Genomic DNA, 16,959 nt, shown 5'->3' on the forward strand with positions numbered 1-16,959 from the left:
ACGGGCCATACCGGGCCGTGCCGGGCCTGCACGCGGGCGCCCAGGGCCATGGACGCGCCTTGACACACCCCGACCCGCGTCCTAGCATGCCGCGCAACCCTTCTGGAGCGACTCTCGCTGATGCAACCCCAAGCTTTCTACCGCGCGGTGGCGGACGATTTCAGCGCCGTCGACGGGATCATCAAGCAGCAGCTGACCTCGCGCGTGCCGTTGGTATCGACGATCAGCGACTACATCACCTCCTCTGGGGGCAAGCGCCTGCGGCCGCTGCTGGTGCTCCTCGCCGGCAAAGCATTGGGCCATCAAAGCGACGACCTGCGTCTGCTGGCAGCCACAATCGAGCTGTTGCACACCTCGACCCTGCTGCATGACGACGTGGTCGACATGTCCGGCATGCGCCGTGGTCGGTCCACCGCCAATGCCAAGTGGGGCAACGCGCCAAGCGTGCTGGTGGGCGACTTCCTCTATTCGCGCTCGTTCGAAATGATGGTCGAACTGGGCTCGATGCCGGTGATGAAGATTCTGTCGCATGCCACGCGCATCATTGCCGAGGGCGAAGTGCTGCAGCTGTCCAAGGTGCGGGACGCCAGCACCACCGAAGAAATCTACATGGAAGTGATCCGCGGCAAGACAGCGATGCTCTTCGAGGCGTCGGCACACAGCGCCGCGGCGCTCACCGGTGCCAGCCCCGAACAGTGTGAAGCGCTGCGCACGTTCGGTGATCATTTGGGCGTCGCTTTCCAGCTGGTCGACGATCTGCTCGATTATCGAGGCGACGCCGAAACCCTCGGCAAGAACGTGGGCGACGATCTGGCCGAGGGCAAGCCGACCTTGCCACTGATCTATACCATGCGTGAAGGCACCGCCGAGCAGGCAGCGCTGGTCCGCCAGGCGATCCAGAAGGGCGGGATCGAGGATCTGGAACGCATCCGCACTGCGGTCGAGGATTGTGGCGCGCTGGATTACACCGCGCAGCTGGCACGCGATTATGTGGCCAAGGCCATTGCTCAGCTGGAGGCGCTGCCTGCCAGCCAATACCGGGATGCCCTGGTCGAGCTGAGTGAATTTGCGGTGGCGCGTACGCACTGATTCGGTGGTGGGCCATTCGCGGGCAGAGCCCGCTCCCACAAGTGTCCGATTCTACGGTGGGTTAGCGGTAGGCTCTCGCGGGCAGAGCCCGCTTCCACAAGGGTCTGATTCTACGGTGGGTGGGCGGTGGGCTCTCGAGGGCAGCGCCCGCTCCCACACGTGTCTGATTCTACGGTGAGTGAGCGGTGAGCTCTCGCGGGCAGCGCCCACTTCCACAGCAGCCCTGCTCCCAGGCAAGAACCATACTCCCCATAAAGGCGCGCCTTGCATGGCAGCTGGCGCTGATGGGCTCTTGCGGCAAAAACCCTATATACTGCGCGCCTTTATTCCCTACCCCCGAGGAATCTCGTGAGCACGCTGCCGCCCTGCCCCAAATGCAACAGCGAATACACCTACGAAGACGGCACTCAGCTGATCTGTCCCGAATGCAGCCATGAGTGGTCGGCCACGAGCGACGAGAGTGCCGACGGCGATGCTTTGACGATCAAGGACTCGGTGGGCAATGCCCTGGCCGACGGCGACACCGTTACCGTGATCAAGGACCTCAAGGTCAAAGGCTCTTCGCTGGTGGTCAAGGTCGGCACCAAGGTCAAGAACATCCGCCTGTGCGATGGCGACCATGACATCGACTGCAAGATCGACGGCATTGGCGCGATGAAGCTCAAGTCCGAGTTCGTGCGCAAGGTCTGAGGCGTCGCCCGACCAGCGGTCCGGGCCGTCGCGAGGCGCCCGGCCTGACTTCCAAGGGTGCAATGCCTGCGGAAGGCAAATAGTCGCTTGCTATTATATTAATAAGAATTATTCTCATTGAATGCCCTCAAGGAGAATTGCCATGACCTATCTGATCGACGCCTGGCTCGACCGCCCACACCCCTACCTGCGCATCCTGCATCGCGAGACGGGTGAAGTCTGTGCGGTGCTTGGCGAGGATGCTCTGGATGAGCTACGCGACCAGGGCGACCTCGACCTGCATGGCCTGAGTTCGAGCGAACCTGGAGTGCTCAAGGAAGTGGTGCGCAACCTGTTTTTGTTCTGCTACGCACGGGCACTGCGGCCAATGGGGGAGTTGCACTGATACACCGCGCCGAAGCCGGACGCGGCTTGCGCCGCTGCTACAGATACCGCACTCCCCGCAGCAGCAGCGCGAGCCGCATCGGCAGTGCATGCAGGCCCCCTGCAGCAGCGGCGCAAGCCGCGTCGGCGGTGGGTGCGGTGTTTCTGGACGCACGCGGTGAGGCCGGACGCGGCTTGCGCCGCTGCTACAGGGAGTGCGTTTCCGCTGGCGGGTTACAGAACTTCGAGCAGCTCGACGTCGAACACCAGCACGCTGTGCGGTGGGATGCTGCCGACGCCCTGGGCGCCGTAGGCCAGTTCGCTCGGTACGTGGACACGCCACTTACTGCCGGCAGGCATCAGTTGCAGGGCTTCGGTCCAGCCAGCGATCACGCCGTTGACCGGGAATTCGGCCGGCTCGCCACGGCTGTAGGAGCTGTCGAACACGGTGCCATCGGTCAGGGTACCGTGGTAGTGAACGCGCACGGTGCTGTCACCGGCCGGCTTGCTGCCTTCGCCTGTGCTCAACACTTCGTACTGCAAGCCGCTGGCGGTGCTGGTGATTTCGGCACGCTTGGCATTTTCGGCCAGGTACGCCTTGCCTTCGCCAGCCGCAGCTTCGGCCTTCGCCTGCTGCTCGGCCTGCATGATGTCGCGGATCACCTTGAAGCTGGCGTTCAGCTCTTCTTCGCTCACACGGCTTTCATGGCCACGGAACGCATCGGTCAGGCCGACCAGGATGGCTTCCAGGCTGACGCCAGGTGGTGGGTTGTCGCGCAGTTGGCCGCCCAGTTGACGGCCAATGCCATAGCTGACGCGGGTTTCGTCGGTCGACAATTGTACTTCGGACATAACACTGCTCCGCTGCGGGGCCGCGCCGCAATCTTCATGCGGGGATGAAGGGCGCGCCCGGATAAAAGGGCCAGCAGACTAGCACACTGCAGGCCCGCACTTCAGCAGGCCGGGCCGTATGCGCCCGTGCTACAGGTGCAATCAGTGCTTGGTCAGCTTGTCCAGGTAGCCCATGGCAAACGCCGAAATGACGAAGGTCATATGGATGATCACGTACCACATCAGGTACTGCGGCTCGATGTTCTTGGCATCCATGAACACGCGCAGCAAATGGATGGACGAAATGGCCACGATCGACGCGGCGACTTTCATCTTCAGCGAAGACGAGTCCATCTTGCCCAGCCAGCTGAGCTTCTCGACGCCCTCTTCGATGTCCAGTTGCGACACGAAGTTTTCATAGCCGGAAATCATCACCATCACCAGAAGGCCGCCAACCAGCGCCATGTCGATGAGCGAAAGCAGCACCAGAATCACTTCCGATTCGGCCATGGCGAAGATGTTGGGCAGGACGTGAAAGATTTCCTGGAAGAATTTCAGCGCCAGCGCCAGCAGACCCAAGGACAGTCCAACGTAGATCGGCGCCAGCAACCAGCGCGAGGCGTACATGGTTTTTTCGATGAAGCGTTCCATTGAGGCTCACAGGGTGGTGGAAATTGGCGACGATTATAGCCACGGCCATGGCAAAGCACGACGTGCGACGGTGTGTCGCAGCCGCCTGCCGCCTACAGATGTCAGTTTTCCACAAATTGACGGCGCACCCTGGCCGGGTGACGCCTGCACGATGGCGCAGAGGGGCCGACCCGTGCTGGGTGGCCCCTCGGAGACCTACACCGTTGGCCGGACCTCGACCAATTCTTCCAGCGCGTGTTCTTTCTCGGCTTCCTTGAGGTCTTCCTCGCTGATCATTTCCGCGATGACCCGCAGCCGCTCAACCACGCGGGCATTGATGCTGCCCTCGGGAAACGCGCCGTTCTCGTCGGGTTCACCGGCTGGCTCACCGGCCAGCAGGCTCAATGCCTCGTCCGCCTGGCGCACGGCATAGACATGGAACTTGCCGTCGCGGACCGCCTGCAGGACCTTTTCGTCGAGCATCAAGGTGGCGACGTTGGCCTGCGGAATGATCGCACCCTGTTCGCCAGTCAGGCCGCGGGCCTCGCACAGGCGGAAGAAACCCTCGATCTTCTCGTTGACCCCGCCCACCGCCTGGACTTCGCCGAACTGGTTGATGGAACCGGTGATCGCGAAGCACTGTTTGAGCGGCATTTTCGAGAGCGCCGAGATCAAGGTGCAGGCCTCGCCCAGCGACGCGCTGTCGCCATCCACGTATCCGTAGGATTGCTCCAGGGCGATGCTGGCGGAAATGGCCAGGGGAAATTCCTGTGCATAGCGACTGCCCAGGTAGCCGGTGAGAATCATCACCCCCTTGGAGTGGATCGGCTGACCCAGGTTGACCTCGCGCTCGATGTCGACGATGCCGCTGCCGCCCGGATACACCGTGGCCGAGATGCGCGCCGGCACGCCGAACGCCGAGTCGCCCACTTCCAGCACCGTCAGGCCGTTGCACTTGCCGACCGCGGCGCCGCTGGTGTCGATCAGGATGATGCCCGCCAGCATGTCGTCGAGGATGCGCGCCGAAACCCGGCCGGTGCGCGTGGCCTTGGCCTTGAGCGCACGCTCGATGTGGCCGGCGTCGGTACGTTCTTCGTTGGCCAGGTGGCGGATGAAGTCCGCCTCGCTGACCAGCTGGAACAAGTCGCCGATACGGGCCGACAGCCGCCCCTGGTTTTCTGCCAGCCGCGCACTGTAGGTGGCCAGGCGCGCGACGGCGTCACCGGTCAACGGCGCCATGCCCTCCTCCGAGGTACGCGTCTTCAGCAGTTGGGCGAACTGCTCCAGGCTCTCGTCGACCATAGGGATGTCTTCGTCGAAGTCCACCAGGACGCGGAACATCTCCTGGAAGTCGGGATCGTGATCCTGCAACGCGTAGTACAGCTGGCGAGCGCCGATGATGATGACCTTGACCTGGAGCGGAATCATCTGTGGCGTGAGCGTGACAGTGGCCAACCGACCGAACTCACCCAGTGGCGATTCCATCTTCAGCTTGCGCGATTGCAAGGCGCGCTTGAGCGCGTCCCAGACGAAGGGCTCGCCCAGCATCTTCTCGGCTTCCAGAATCAGGAAGCCACCGTTGGCCCGGTGCAGGGCGCCGGGGCGCAACTGTTTGTAGGTGGTGTAGAGCGCGCCCTGATCGGTGCTGTATTCGATCCGGCCGAACAGGTTGTCGTAGGTCGGGTGTGGTTCGAACACCACTGGCGCGCCACCGCTCTGGTGATGGCCGACCACCAGGCTGGGGCTGTACTGCTCTTCCAGCAGCTTGCGGGCCTGGGCATCGGCCTTGCTGTCATCGACCAGCTGCTCGACCACGGTCTTGAGCAAATTGACCTGAATGGCCTGCAGGTAACCGCACACCGCAGCGTTCTCGGCGTATTTTTCCGACAGCGGCGCGAGCAATGGCTGCAGGGCCAGGGTGATGGTTTCTTCGTTCAGGTGACGCAACTGGTTGCTCGACTCGCGTTTCCACTGCGGCAGGCTGGCCAGCTCCTCGTTGAGGCGCTCTTCCAGATTGGAGATATCGGTATGGAAGCGCTCGCGGTCGACTTCGGGCAACTGGGCGAACTCGGCTTCGTCCAGGGCCTTGCCGTCGAGCATCGGGGTGAAGGCGATGTTGCTGCTGTCGCGGTACAACGCGATGTCTTTTTCCAGCGAGAGTTTTTCGATCACATCCAGTGCGCGGTCGTAACGCTGATTGAAGGCGCGGTCGATGGCGCTCTTGCGCTGCTGGTAGGACGGATGCTCGAACACCGCTGGAAATGTCGCCAGCAGATTGTCGATGAGCCCCCCGATGTCGCCGATGAAGGCACCTGCACTGCCGGGCGGCAGCTCGAGGGCGCGGGGTTCGCGCGGCTCATCGAAGTTGTTCACATAGACCCAGTCGGCCGGGGTCTGCAGGCGCTTGCCCTCGGCTTTCAGGTAGCGTTTGACGAACGAGAAGCGGCCGGTGCCGGGCTCGCCCATGACGAACACGTTGTAGCCGGGGCGTGGCATGGCGACGCCGAACTGCAAGGCCTCGACGGCGCGCTCCTGGCCCAGGACGCCGCGGAAGGGTTCCAGGTCATTGGTGGTGGTGAAGTTGAACTGTTCAGCGGAAAACGGGCGGGTCAGTGCCTCGGGTGCAAGACGCAGGCTGGCAGCTACGGAATCGGGCATCGGGCATCCTTACTTCGGCGGGGCAGATGCGGTCATTCTGGGCGCTTCTGTGGCGGCGGTGCAAGCTGCAGCGGGGCTGGACGCTCAAGGCTGCAAGTTACTCATTTCGTGCGGAACTGCAACGCTTGCCTAAACTCCAAGTTACGCGGCTGGCCAAATAACCGGCCCGTCCTGGATCCCCAGGCACTTAGACCCTCGGTAAGCACATCAAAAAAGAGAACAACGCTATGAAACGGATTCTGCTGGGTACTCTGTTCGCCGCCGTCTCGATCAATGCCATGGCGCAAGCGCCAGGCGGTCCGGATTGCGGTTGGGGCAACATGTTGTTCGAAGGCCAGCGCGGCACTCCGGCGCACTTCCTGGCTTCCACCACCAACGGCACTTCGGGCAACGCCACCTTCGGCATGACCTCGGGCACCAACGGCTGCTCCACCAACGCTGCACTGACCTATGGCGGTAAATCCTGGATTGCCATGAATGGCATGATGGACGAGCTGTCCGAAGACATGGCCAAGGGCCAAGGCGAAGCACTGACCACCTATGCCGTGGTTCTGGGCGTCGCTCCCGAAGATCGTGCCTACTTCCAGTCGGTTACCCACGAGCACTTCCAGCAGATCTTCAGCAGCGCCGACAGCACCGCTGAAGACGTACACAGCAACACCATCGCGGTCCTGAAAAACGATCCACGTCTGGCCAAATACGCCACCCAGGCTTAAGCTCGACCCGCCCGCTCCTTTCGGAGCGGGCATCCCCCCTTTCCGATTTCGCCGAACTAGTTGCCGACAATGCTCAAACGCCTTGCCTTCCTGGCGCTCTGTGTGTGCGCCCCGCTGCATGCCGCTCCGCACCTCGACGCTCAGCGTCTGCAACAGTTGGCCAACGATCCGTACTGGATTTCCGTCGGCCATTACGAGCGTGGCAAGCTCGGCGGCTGGCGCAGCTATGTCGATGACCGCAAATTCTTCCTGGCCGATGATGGCGCGCACCATCCGGATGCCGAGCTGCAGGCCACGTTGAAGGCCATCTATGCACCCGCAGGCACGGGCGATCGCCATGCACAGTGCGTGTTCCCAGCGCGTACCCGCTGGTTGCGCGAGCAGCTTGGCCTGAGCGACCTGCCGACCGTGGACTGCGCCGAGTTCCGCAAGTGGTTCTCGGACGTGGCCCCCCACAGCGCCGTGCTGATATTCCCGGCGGCGTACCTGAACAGCCCCTCGTCGATGTTCGGGCATACCCTGCTGCGCATCGATCAGGCCGATGTGCAAAGCAACAACACTGCGCTGCTCAGCTATGCGATCAACTTCGGCGCCTATGTCGAAGGCGGTGACAACAGCATTCTCTACGCCTGGAAGGGCCTGGCCGGCGGCTATCCTGGCTTGTTCGCCCTGGTGCCCTACCAGGAAAAGCTTTCCGAATACCGCAGCCTGGAAAACCGCGACCTGTGGGAATACCGGCTCAACCTCACGCCGGAAGAAACCGGGCGCATGGTCGAGCATGTGTGGGAACTCAAGCAGGTGCAGTTCGACTATTTCTTCTTCGATGAAAACTGCTCGTATCGTCTGCTCGAACTGCTTCAGGTGGCCAGGCCTGGCCTGGACCTGACCTCACAATTCCCCCTGACCGCCATTCCCACCGACACGGTGAAGGCGGTGAAGGCTGCCGGGCTGGTCGAGAAGATCGACTATCGCGCATCTCGCGAGCGCGAGCTGCTCGAACGCGCCAAGCCGCTGGACAGCAGCGAGCAGCAATGGGTACAGCGGATCGCCGCCGACACTGCGCAGATCGACAGTGAAGGTTTTCAGGCGCTGGGCAGGGAGCGTCAGGCGCTGATCCAGGATGCCGCGTTTCGTCTCGAGCGCTATCGGGCCACCGGCCAGGAGCGCGATCCGGCGAGGACCCAGCGCAGTTTCCAGTTGCTGCGCGCGATCAACCGCAACCCCCCGCCCCCGCTGGACATCGCCCGGCCGGGCTTGCCCGAGGATGGCCATCAGTCACGCACCTGGAGCGCGGGTGTGGGTACCCGCGGTGATACCGCGTTCGCCGAGTACGGGCTGCGCATGGCGTATCACGACCTCAACGACAACGCCGAGGGCTTTCCGCTGGGCGCGCAGATCGAGATCCTGGGCTTGAAAGTGCGCCAGTACGAGGGCAATGACTGGCAATTGCAGCAGCTTGACCTGGCAACGATCCGTTCGCTGACGCCGCGCAACGAGCTGTTGCAACCCCTCTCCTGGCAGGTCACCGGCGGCCTGGAACGGGTGCTGGGCAAGCATGGCGACGAAAACCTGGTGTCCCATGTGAACGGCGGTGCCGGCGGTACGTGGCAGCTTGGCGAGCACCTGCTGGGCTTTGCCCTTGGCACGGCACGGGTGGAACACAACAACGACTTTGCCCAGTTCGTCACGCCGGCGGCGGGTTTCAACAGCGGTGTGCTGTGGAAGAACGACTTGGGCAATTTCAGCCTGGAGGGCAAGGGTGACTACTTCACCAATGGCGAAGTGCGCCGCAGCCTGAGTCTGAATCAGCAGTGGGAAATTTCTCGCAACCTGGGCCTGCGCCTGAGCGCTCAGCGCGAGTTCAGCCATTTGAGCTCGCCGCGCAACGAGGTCATGCTCGAGGTGAAGTGGTACCACTACTGAAAGGTGATGAACGCAGCTGCAACCTTCACCGATCTCGCGGGCTGCAGCCCCGCTCGATTCAGCTGAGCCGGTTGGAGACGGCTTATGCAACTCTGATGCGGTTTTGCGGCCCAATCTTCTACAAGCATCCGTTCTTGTAGGAGTAGGGCTTGACCGCGATCCTCGTACAGCCTCTCGGTTGGCACATCTCGGCTCCCCTACAGCAAGCTGGGCGAGTTGTACCGCCCCTCAAGGGAGGAAGACCATGAGCCGCGCATTCGTGAATGAAGACCAGGCCGCCGAACAGGCGAGCCAACCCGTGGAGCGACTGATCAGTACGCAGCCCAACTACGTGACCGCCAGTGGCCTGGCCCAGTTGCAGGCGCGGGTCGCTGAAGTGCAGATACTGCAGGCCGAGCAGATGGCAATGGGTGAGCGCGCCGACCGTCAGCGTGTGGCCGACCTGAGCCGGGACATGCGCTACTACCAGCACCGCCTGCAACATGCCCAAGTGGTGGCACCGGTCACGTCCACCGCCAAGGTGCAGATCGGCAGCTGGGTGACCTTTGCCGATGACCAGGGCGCCGAGCAGCGCGTGTGTCTGGTCGGCGAAGACCAGGCGGACGCAGGCGTTGGTTTGATCAACTGGGCGTCGCCGCTGGGTCGCGCACTGCTGGGCGCGGAAGTTGGTGAAGAACGCGTATGGCGTCGGCCTGCGGGTGACCTGACCGTGGAAGTCACGGGCATCCAGACAGGCCCCTGAGTGATACGCCGGCTCTGTTGGCCAGCCGATATCCATTCACCAAGCAAAAAAATGGGGCCCTGCAAAGAGGGCCCCATTTTTCATTCACGCCAGCTTCTTGTGGCGAACCCGGTGCGGCTGGGCAGCCGCTTCACCCAGGCGTTTCTTGCGATCGGCTTCGTACTCGGTGTAGTTGCCTTCGAAGAACACGGCCTGGGAGTCGTCCTCGTAGGCCAAGATGTGCGTGGCCACGCGGTCGAGGAACCAGCGATCGTGAGAGATCACGATGGCCGCGCCGGGGAAGTCGAGCAGGGCTTCTTCGAGCGAACGCAGGGTTTCCACGTCGAGGTCGTTGGACGGTTCGTCGAGCAGCAGGACGTTACCGCCCTCCTTCAGCGTCAGCGCCAGGTGCAGGCGACCGCGTTCACCACCAGAGAGGTCCTTGACGAACTTCTGCTGGTCGCCGCCCTTGAAGTTGAAGCGGCCTACGTAGGTGCGTGACGGAATTTCGTAGTTGCCGATGCGGATATTGTCCGAACCGTCGGAGACCTGCTGGAACACGGTCTTGCTGCCGTCCAGGTCGTCGCGGCTTTGATCCACGCACGCCAGCTGCACGGTTTCGCCCACTTCGATGCTGCCCGAATCCGGCTGTTCCTTGCCCATGAGCATGCGGAACAGGGTGGATTTACCGGCACCGTTACCGCCAATCACGCCGACGATGGCGCCTTTGGGCATGGCGAACGACAGGTTGTCGATCAGCACGCGGTCGCCGTAGCCCTTGGTGACGTTCTTGAATTCGATGACCTTGTCACCCAGGCGCGGACCGGCCGGGATGTAGATCTCGTTGGTTTCCGAACGCTTCTGGAATTCCTGCGACTGCATTTCTTCGAAACGCTGCAGGCGCGCCTTGGATTTCGACTGACGGGCCTTGGCGCCTTTGCGCACCCACTCCAGTTCTTCTTTCATGGCTTTTTCGTGAGCCGACTGTTGTTTGGATTCGGCAGCCAGGCGATCGGATTTGGCTTCGAGCCAGCCCGAGTAGTTGCCTTCGTACGGAATGCCGGCGCCGCGGTCGAGCTCCAGGATCCAGCCGGCGACGTTGTCGAGGAAGTAACGGTCGTGGGTGATGGCGACCACGGTGCCAGGGAAGTCGTGCAGGAAGTGCTCCAGCCAGGCGACGGAATCGGCATCCAGGTGGTTGGTCGGTTCGTCGAGCAGCAGCATGTCGGGGGCCGAGAGCAGCAGGCGGCACAGGGCCACGCGGCGTTTCTCACCACCAGACAGGTGCTCGATCTTGGCATCCCAGGCCGGCAGGCGCAGAGCGTCGGCAGCGACCTCCAGTTGCCGTTCCAGGTTGTGGCCGTCGCTGGCCTGGAGGATGGACTCGAGCTTGGCCTGTTCGGCGGCCAGCTTGTCGAAGTCGGCGTCCGGTTCGGCATAGGCGGCGTAGACCTCGTCCAGGCGGGCCTGGGCGTCCTTGATCACGCTGACCGCTTCCTCGACCACTTCGCGCACGGTCTTGGTCGGGTCGAGCTGTGGTTCCTGAGGCAGGTAGCCAACGTTGAGCTCGGGCATCGGGCGGGCTTCGCCGTCGAATTCCTTGTCGACACCAGCCATGATCTTCAGCAAGGTGGATTTGCCCGAGCCGTTCAGGCCGAGCACGCCGATCTTGGCGCCGGGGAAAAAGGACAGCGAAATGTTCTTGAGGATTTCCCGCTTCGGCGGAACGACTTTGCTCAGCCGATGCATGGTGTAGACGTATTGAGCCATGGAATGAACCTGGATAAAGAAGGTGCGAGATAGAGGATGGAAGCTTGGGCCCCCGCAAGGTGTTCAAAGCTACCGGAATGCGGGAGTCAGGGCAAACCAGGGCGCGCCCGGTGACGCGGTGTGCCAGGCGGATCGCGGTGGGCCCGACGCGGCTTGCACCGCTGCTACGGGATTGCGGCGCCTGTAGCAGCGGCGCGAGCCGCGTCGGCGGTAAACGCGGTGCGCCAGGCGGATCGCGGTGTGAACGAACGTCCGGAAGCGACACGAGCGCTGTAGCAGCGGCGCGAGCCGCGTCGGCGGTAAACGCGGTGCGCCAGGCGGATCGCGGTGTGAACGAACGTCCGGAAGCGACACGAGCGCTGTAGCAGCGGCGCGAGCCACGTCGGCGGTGGGTGCGGCGTGTCAGGCGCAGCACGGTGGTTTTACGCTGCGCTAGCCGGCCTTGGGCGCTAGCGCTTATAGTGCGAGGTGTAACACGCATGATTCACGTGCCCTCTGGTGGGGCGCGCGCCTATGCCTGCCCCCGACTGTCATATCGCAGGATTTCAGTTTGACCAATTTCAATCAGCCGTCCTCCTTGCGCCCGCCTGTCCAAGGGTCAGGTACGCCGCTGCACGGTTCGTTGAAAGGCGCGCTGGCATTCGTGGTTTTGATGTTGCTGATGCTGTTGTTCTGGCAGCTGCTCGACCAGTTCCAGCGCACCCAGGCCGACCAGCGCCAGCACAGCATCGACTACAGCGCGGACCTGGCCGATCACGTCAACCTGAACATGGCACTCAATGCGCAGATCGCGCTGAACCAGTTGCTCACGACTCAGCCCTTCCCCAGCGCGCGGGAACGGGCCGAAACGCTCACTCGCGTCCGCCGCTCGGTGCCGGAACTGCAAAGCCTGGCCTGGCTCAGCGGCGATGCCCGAGTCATCGCCGACACCCTGCCGGACGCCACTGACGCGCCGTTCATTGCCCTGCTGACAGGTCGCCTGGATGGCGATAGCCACTACTACACCAACAACACAGCCGCAGACCTGGTCTATCTGCTGATCCGCCAGCCTGGCGAAAACACCAACGGCTATTGGCTGCTGCGCATGAGCCCGACCGTCATCAGCCGCCTCATCCACCAGGTCGAGCGCGAGGAGAACCCCAGCTGGGTCCTGGAAAATCACGCGAACAAGCACATCATCGGCCGCGCCGGCCCAGCCCCGCTCACTGCCTCGGAACTGAGCGCCACCGAGCTTGCGCAGAGTGTGCTGGTGACCCCGCTGAGCCATAGCGACTGGCAATTGCGCAGCCTGTTCGATGCCAGGCAGGCGCGTCTGGCGCTCTTGCCGCCCTTGGTAGGCAAATGCCTGTTGGGCCTTCTGGTGTCATTGATACCATTGCTCGCGCTGCTGGGCATGCGCCGCCGCCAGCGCGAGCTCAACGAAGAGCGTCGCCGCTATCAGGACATCTTCGAAGGCGCCGGAGTGGCGCTGTGCGTGCTCGACCTGTCGGGCGTCCTGGCGTTCTTCGAGCGGGTCGGGCTCAACGGGCACACCGACTCTGCACAGTGGCTGCAGGACAACCCAACCAAGCGCCTCGACCTGCTGCAGGCACTGCGCATCACCGAAGTGAACCAGGTTGCCTTGCGGGTGCTGCAGGTGGACACTGGCGAACAGGCGTGGCGCAAGCTCATCGAAGGCGGCTCGGCCACCGGCATCGGCCACCGTCTGATCGCTGCGCTGCTGGAGCGCCAACAGCAATTGGAACAGGAAATCCGCCTGGTCAACCAGCAGGGCCAGGACCAGTACCTGTGGCTGACCGTGCGCTTTCCCGAGCGCCCGGAGGACTACCGTGCGGTCATTCTCAGCATCACCGACATCACCAGCCACAGGACGGCGAGCGAATCGCTGCGCCAGAGCGAAAAGCGCCACCGCATGCTCGCCGAGAGCATCAGCGACGTGATCTTCTCGACCAACAACCGTTTGGAACTGAACTACGTCAGCCCTTCGGTACAGAGCGTGCTGGGCTACGAGGCAGACTGGGTGCTGGAGCACGGTTGGCAGGGCATGCTGGCCAATCCCGCACAGATGACGGGGATCAATGCGCTGCTGACGCAGGTCCGTCGGGCGTTGCATGTGCCGGCCGAGCTGGCCGCGCTGCGCAGCGACCTCAAGACCCAGGTCTTCATGTTCGACTGCATGCGCAACGATGGCCGCAAGATTCCCATCGAGCTGCGCCTGGTGTTGATCTGGGACACCCACGGGGCTCTGGAAGGCATGCTGGGCGTAGGGCGCGACGTCAGCCAGCAGCGCCGAGCGGAGAAGGACCTGCGCATGGCTGCCACGGTGTTCGAACATTCGACGTCGGCGATTCTCATCACCGACCCGGCGGGCTATATCGTCCAGGCCAACGAAGCCTTCAGCCGCGTCAGTGGTTATGCCGTGGCCCAGGTGCTGGACCAACTGCCCAACATGCTGACCGTGGATGACCAGCAGGAAGCCCACCTGCGCTATGTGCTCAAGCAACTGCAACTGCGCGGCACCTGGGAAGGCGAAGTCTGGCTCAAGCGGCGCAATGGCGAGCACTACCCGGCCTGGGTCGGCATCACCGCGGTACTCGATGACGAAGGCGATCTGGCCAGCTACGTGTGCTTCTTCAGCGACATCAGCGAGCGCAAGGCCAGCGAACAGCGTATTCATCGCCTGGCCTACTACGATGCCCTGACCCACCTGCCCAACCGCACGCTGTTTCAGGACCGCCTGTACAACGCCCTGCAGCAGGCCGAACGCCAGCAGTCGTGGGTGGTGCTGATGTTCCTCGACCTTGACCGCTTCAAGCCGATCAACGATTCGCTCGGCCACGCCGCCGGCGACCGCATGCTCAAGGACATGGCCACGCGCCTGCTGGGTTGCGTCGACGACGATGACACCGTGGCGCGCATGGGCGGCGACGAATTCACCCTGCTGCTGCAACCCCGCGCGACCCGTGAGCTGGCCTTGAACCAGGCCATCCATGTGGCGGAGCAGATTCTCGGCAGCCTGGTCAAACCGTTCGTGCTCGAAGGCCGCGAGTTCTTCGTCACGGCGAGCGTGGGCATTGCCTTGAGCCCCCAGGATGGCGGCGAGCTCAGCCAATTGATGAAGAACGCCGACACCGCGATGTACCACGCCAAGGAGCGCGGCAAGAACAATTTCCAGTTCTATCAGGCCGACATGAACGCTACGGCGCTGGAACGTCTGGAGCTGGAAAGCGACTTGCGCCATGCCCTGGAGCAAGAAGAATTCGTGCTGTACTACCAGCCGCAGTTCAGCGGCGACGGCAAGCGTCTGACCGGTGCCGAGGCGCTGTTGCGCTGGAACCATCCACGGCGCGGCCTGGTGCCGCCTGGCGAGTTCATTCCGGTGCTCGAGGAGCTCGGCCTGGTGGTGGACGTGGGCGATTGGGTGCTGGCCGAGGCGTGTCGTCAGCTCAAGGCCTGGCATCTGGCCAAGGTGCGGGTGCCCAAGGTGTCGGTGAACATCTCCGCGCGGCAGTTCGCCGACGGCCAGCTGGGCAATCGGATTGCCCGAATGCTGGAACGTATCGGCCTGCCACCGGCGTGCCTGGAGCTCGAACTGACCGAGAGCATCCTGATGCGCGAGGTCAACGAGGCCATGGTGATCCTCGATATCTTGAAGAACCTCGGCCTGAGCATCGCCATCGACGATTTCGGTACTGGCTACTCGTCGCTCAACTACCTCAAGCAATTCCCCATCGACGTGCTGAAGATCGACCGCACCTTCGTCGACGGTCTGCCCTCCGGCGAACAGGATGCGCAGATCGCCCGGGCCATCATTGCCATGGCGCACAGCCTCAATCTGTCGGTGATCGCCGAAGGCGTGGAGACCCACGAGCAGCTGGAGTTTCTGCGCGAGCATGGCTGCGACGAGGTTCAGGGCTACCTGTTCGGCCGGCCGATGCAGGCTCATCGCTTCGAGTCGCAGTTCAGTAACGACGCGCTGTTCCTGTTTCAGTGACCCTCGCTTGTGGGAGCGGTCAGTGGCCGCGAAGGGCGCCCTGCGGTAGATCAGTGGAACCGCGGCGTGGCTTTCGCGGCCAATGACCGCTCCTACGGGGTGCCGGGGTGCCGGGGTGCCGGTGGACATGAGGCCCGCTTGTTCACGCAGTGACTGCCTTTCATATGCCAGATAAAAGCCTATGGGGTAGAATGCTCGCCTTTCCCAACATCCCGATCCTTGAGGACCGCCATGTTCAGCCGTAGCCAGACACTCGCCAAGTACGATGCCGATCTCTTTGCCGCCATGGAGCAAGAAGCCCTGCGTCAGGAAGAGCACATCGAGCTGATCGCCTCGGAAAACTACACCAGCCCCGCTGTCATGGAAGCCCAGGGCTCGGTGCTGACCAACAAGTACGCCGAAGGCTATCCGGGCAAGCGTTACTACGGTGGCTGCGAGTACGTCGACGTGGTCGAGCAGCTGGCCATCGATCGCGCCAAGGAACTGTTCGGCGCCGACTACGCCAACGTCCAGCCGCATGCCGGCTCTCAGGCCAACAGCGCGGTGTACCTGGCTCTGCTGCAGGCAGGCGACACCATCCTGGGCATGAGCCTGGCCCACGGCGGTCACCTGACCCACGGCGCCAGCGTTTCTTCGTCGGGCAAGCTGTACAACGCCGTCCAGTACGGTATCGATGCCCAAGGCCTGATCGACTACGATGAAGTCGAGCGCCTGGCCGTCGAGCACAAGCCGAAGATGATCGTGGCCGGTTTCTCCGCCTACTCGCAGATCCTCGACTTCCCACGCTTCCGTGAGATCGCCGACAAGGTCGGTGCCTATCTGTTCGTCGATATGGCCCACGTGGCAGGCCTGGTCGCCGCTGGCGTGTACCCGAACCCGGTGCCGTTCGCCGACGTGGTCACCACCACCACCCACAAGACCCTGCGCGGTCCGCGTGGCGGTTTGATCCTGGCGCGTGCCAACGCCGAGATCGAGAAGAAGCTCAACTCGGCGGTCTTCCCGGGCGCCCAGGGCGGCCCGCTGGAGCACGTCATCGCTGCCAAGGCCGTGTGTTTCAAGGAAGCGCTGCAGCCTGAATTCAAGACCTACCAGCAACAGGTCGTGAAGAACGCCAAGGCAATGGCCAAGGTGTTCATCGACCGTGGTTTCGACGTGGTGTCCGGTGGTACCGAGAACCATCTGTTCCTGCTGTCGCTGATCAAGCAGGACATTTCCGGCAAAGACGCCGATGCCGCGCTGGGCAAGGCATTCATCACCGTCAACAAGAACTCGGTGCCGAATGACCCACGTTCTCCGTTCGTCACCTCGGGCCTGCGCTTCGGTACGCCTGCAGTGACCACTCGCGGTTTCAAGGAAGCCGAGTGCCAGGAGCTGGCCGGCTGGATCTGCGACATTCTGGCCGACCTGAACAACGACGCGGTGATCGATGCCGTGCGCGAAAAGGTCAAGGCCATCTGCGCGAAGCTGCCGGTGTATGCCGACTGATAGCTGTGCCTTGATATGAAAAAGCCCGGCTCATTGAGTCGGGCTTTTTTATGTATCAGGGGCGGCCCCATCGTGGGCAGAGCCCGCCC

12 protein-coding genes are annotated in these 16,959 nt (G+C 62.9%); 8 read left to right on the forward strand and 4 right to left on the reverse strand.

Features of this window, described 5'->3' with window-relative positions:
* The first annotated feature begins 120 nt into the window (after window positions 1-120).
* The 3 genes from ONG87_RS17790 (at window position 121) to ONG87_RS17800 (ending at window position 2,164) form a co-directional block, all read left to right on the forward strand.
* A complete protein-coding gene (locus ONG87_RS17790) occupies window positions 121-1,089 on the forward strand; it encodes a polyprenyl synthetase family protein (protein WP_264381764.1) in 969 nt (322 codons plus the stop codon).
* A 348-nt stretch (window positions 1,090-1,437) separates the two neighbouring features.
* Window positions 1,438-1,779: a zinc ribbon domain-containing protein YjdM gene (locus ONG87_RS17795; RefSeq protein ID WP_122475337.1), complete on the forward strand. Its 342-nt coding sequence runs from the start codon at window positions 1,438-1,440 to the stop codon at window positions 1,777-1,779.
* A gap of 142 nt (window positions 1,780-1,921) precedes the next feature.
* Window positions 1,922-2,164, forward strand: a complete 243-nt coding sequence (locus ONG87_RS17800; RefSeq protein ID WP_122475338.1) for a hypothetical protein — start codon at window positions 1,922-1,924, stop codon at window positions 2,162-2,164.
* Between the two features lie 212 nt (window positions 2,165-2,376).
* On the opposite strand, the gene ONG87_RS17805 is transcribed toward ONG87_RS17800, so the two are convergent.
* The 3 genes from ONG87_RS17805 to ONG87_RS17815 all read right to left on the reverse strand — a co-directional run bounded on the left by ONG87_RS17805 (window position 2,377) and on the right by ONG87_RS17815 (window position 6,261).
* Window positions 2,377-2,994 (reverse strand): FKBP-type peptidyl-prolyl cis-trans isomerase, encoded by a 618-nt coding sequence (locus tag ONG87_RS17805; protein WP_264381765.1) that lies wholly within the window; start codon window positions 2,992-2,994, stop codon window positions 2,377-2,379.
* Between the two features lie 141 nt (window positions 2,995-3,135).
* Window positions 3,136-3,624 carry a TIGR00645 family protein gene (locus ONG87_RS17810; protein WP_043192796.1) on the reverse strand — a complete coding sequence of 163 codons (489 nt, stop codon included), beginning with the start codon at window positions 3,622-3,624 and terminating at the stop codon, window positions 3,136-3,138.
* A gap of 195 nt (window positions 3,625-3,819) precedes the next feature.
* Window positions 3,820-6,261 (reverse strand): Lon protease family protein, encoded by a 2,442-nt coding sequence (locus ONG87_RS17815; protein ID WP_185795204.1) that lies wholly within the window; start codon window positions 6,259-6,261, stop codon window positions 3,820-3,822.
* 227 nt (window positions 6,262-6,488) lie between these two features.
* On the opposite strand from ONG87_RS17815, the gene ONG87_RS17820 reads away from it, so the two are divergent.
* The 3 genes from ONG87_RS17820 to ONG87_RS17830 all read left to right on the forward strand — a co-directional run bounded on the left by ONG87_RS17820 (window position 6,489) and on the right by ONG87_RS17830 (window position 9,642).
* Window positions 6,489-6,977, forward strand: a complete 489-nt coding sequence (locus ONG87_RS17820; protein WP_043192793.1) for a DUF3015 domain-containing protein — start codon at window positions 6,489-6,491, stop codon at window positions 6,975-6,977.
* Between the two features lie 69 nt (window positions 6,978-7,046).
* On the forward strand, window positions 7,047-8,900 hold the full coding sequence (locus ONG87_RS17825) for a DUF4105 domain-containing protein (protein ID WP_192058534.1): 1,854 nt from the start codon (window positions 7,047-7,049) through the stop codon (window positions 8,898-8,900).
* A gap of 244 nt (window positions 8,901-9,144) precedes the next feature.
* A complete protein-coding gene (locus tag ONG87_RS17830) occupies window positions 9,145-9,642 on the forward strand; it encodes a GreA/GreB family elongation factor (RefSeq protein ID WP_122475353.1) in 498 nt (165 codons plus the stop codon).
* Between the two features lie 84 nt (window positions 9,643-9,726).
* Here the strand turns inward: ONG87_RS17830 and ettA are convergent, their stop codons facing one another.
* Window positions 9,727-11,391 carry an energy-dependent translational throttle protein EttA gene (ettA, locus tag ONG87_RS17835; RefSeq protein WP_122475355.1) on the reverse strand — a complete coding sequence of 555 codons (1,665 nt, stop codon included), beginning with the start codon at window positions 11,389-11,391 and terminating at the stop codon, window positions 9,727-9,729.
* Window positions 11,392-12,043: 652 nt separating this feature from the next.
* Here ettA and ONG87_RS17840 point away from each other — a divergent pair.
* Both ONG87_RS17840 and glyA read left to right on the forward strand, forming a co-directional pair.
* Window positions 12,044-15,385, forward strand: a complete 3,342-nt coding sequence (locus ONG87_RS17840; protein WP_264382881.1) for a bifunctional diguanylate cyclase/phosphodiesterase — start codon at window positions 12,044-12,046, stop codon at window positions 15,383-15,385.
* Window positions 15,386-15,616: 231 nt separating this feature from the next.
* Entirely contained in the window at window positions 15,617-16,870 is a 1,254-nt protein-coding gene (gene glyA / locus ONG87_RS17845) for a serine hydroxymethyltransferase (protein ID WP_192137697.1), read from the forward strand.
* Window positions 16,871-16,959 lie beyond the last annotated feature (89 nt).

Source organism: Pseudomonas sp. MM227 (assembly GCF_947090715.1).
GTDB lineage: Bacteria > Pseudomonadota > Gammaproteobacteria > Pseudomonadales > Pseudomonadaceae > Aquipseudomonas > Aquipseudomonas baltica.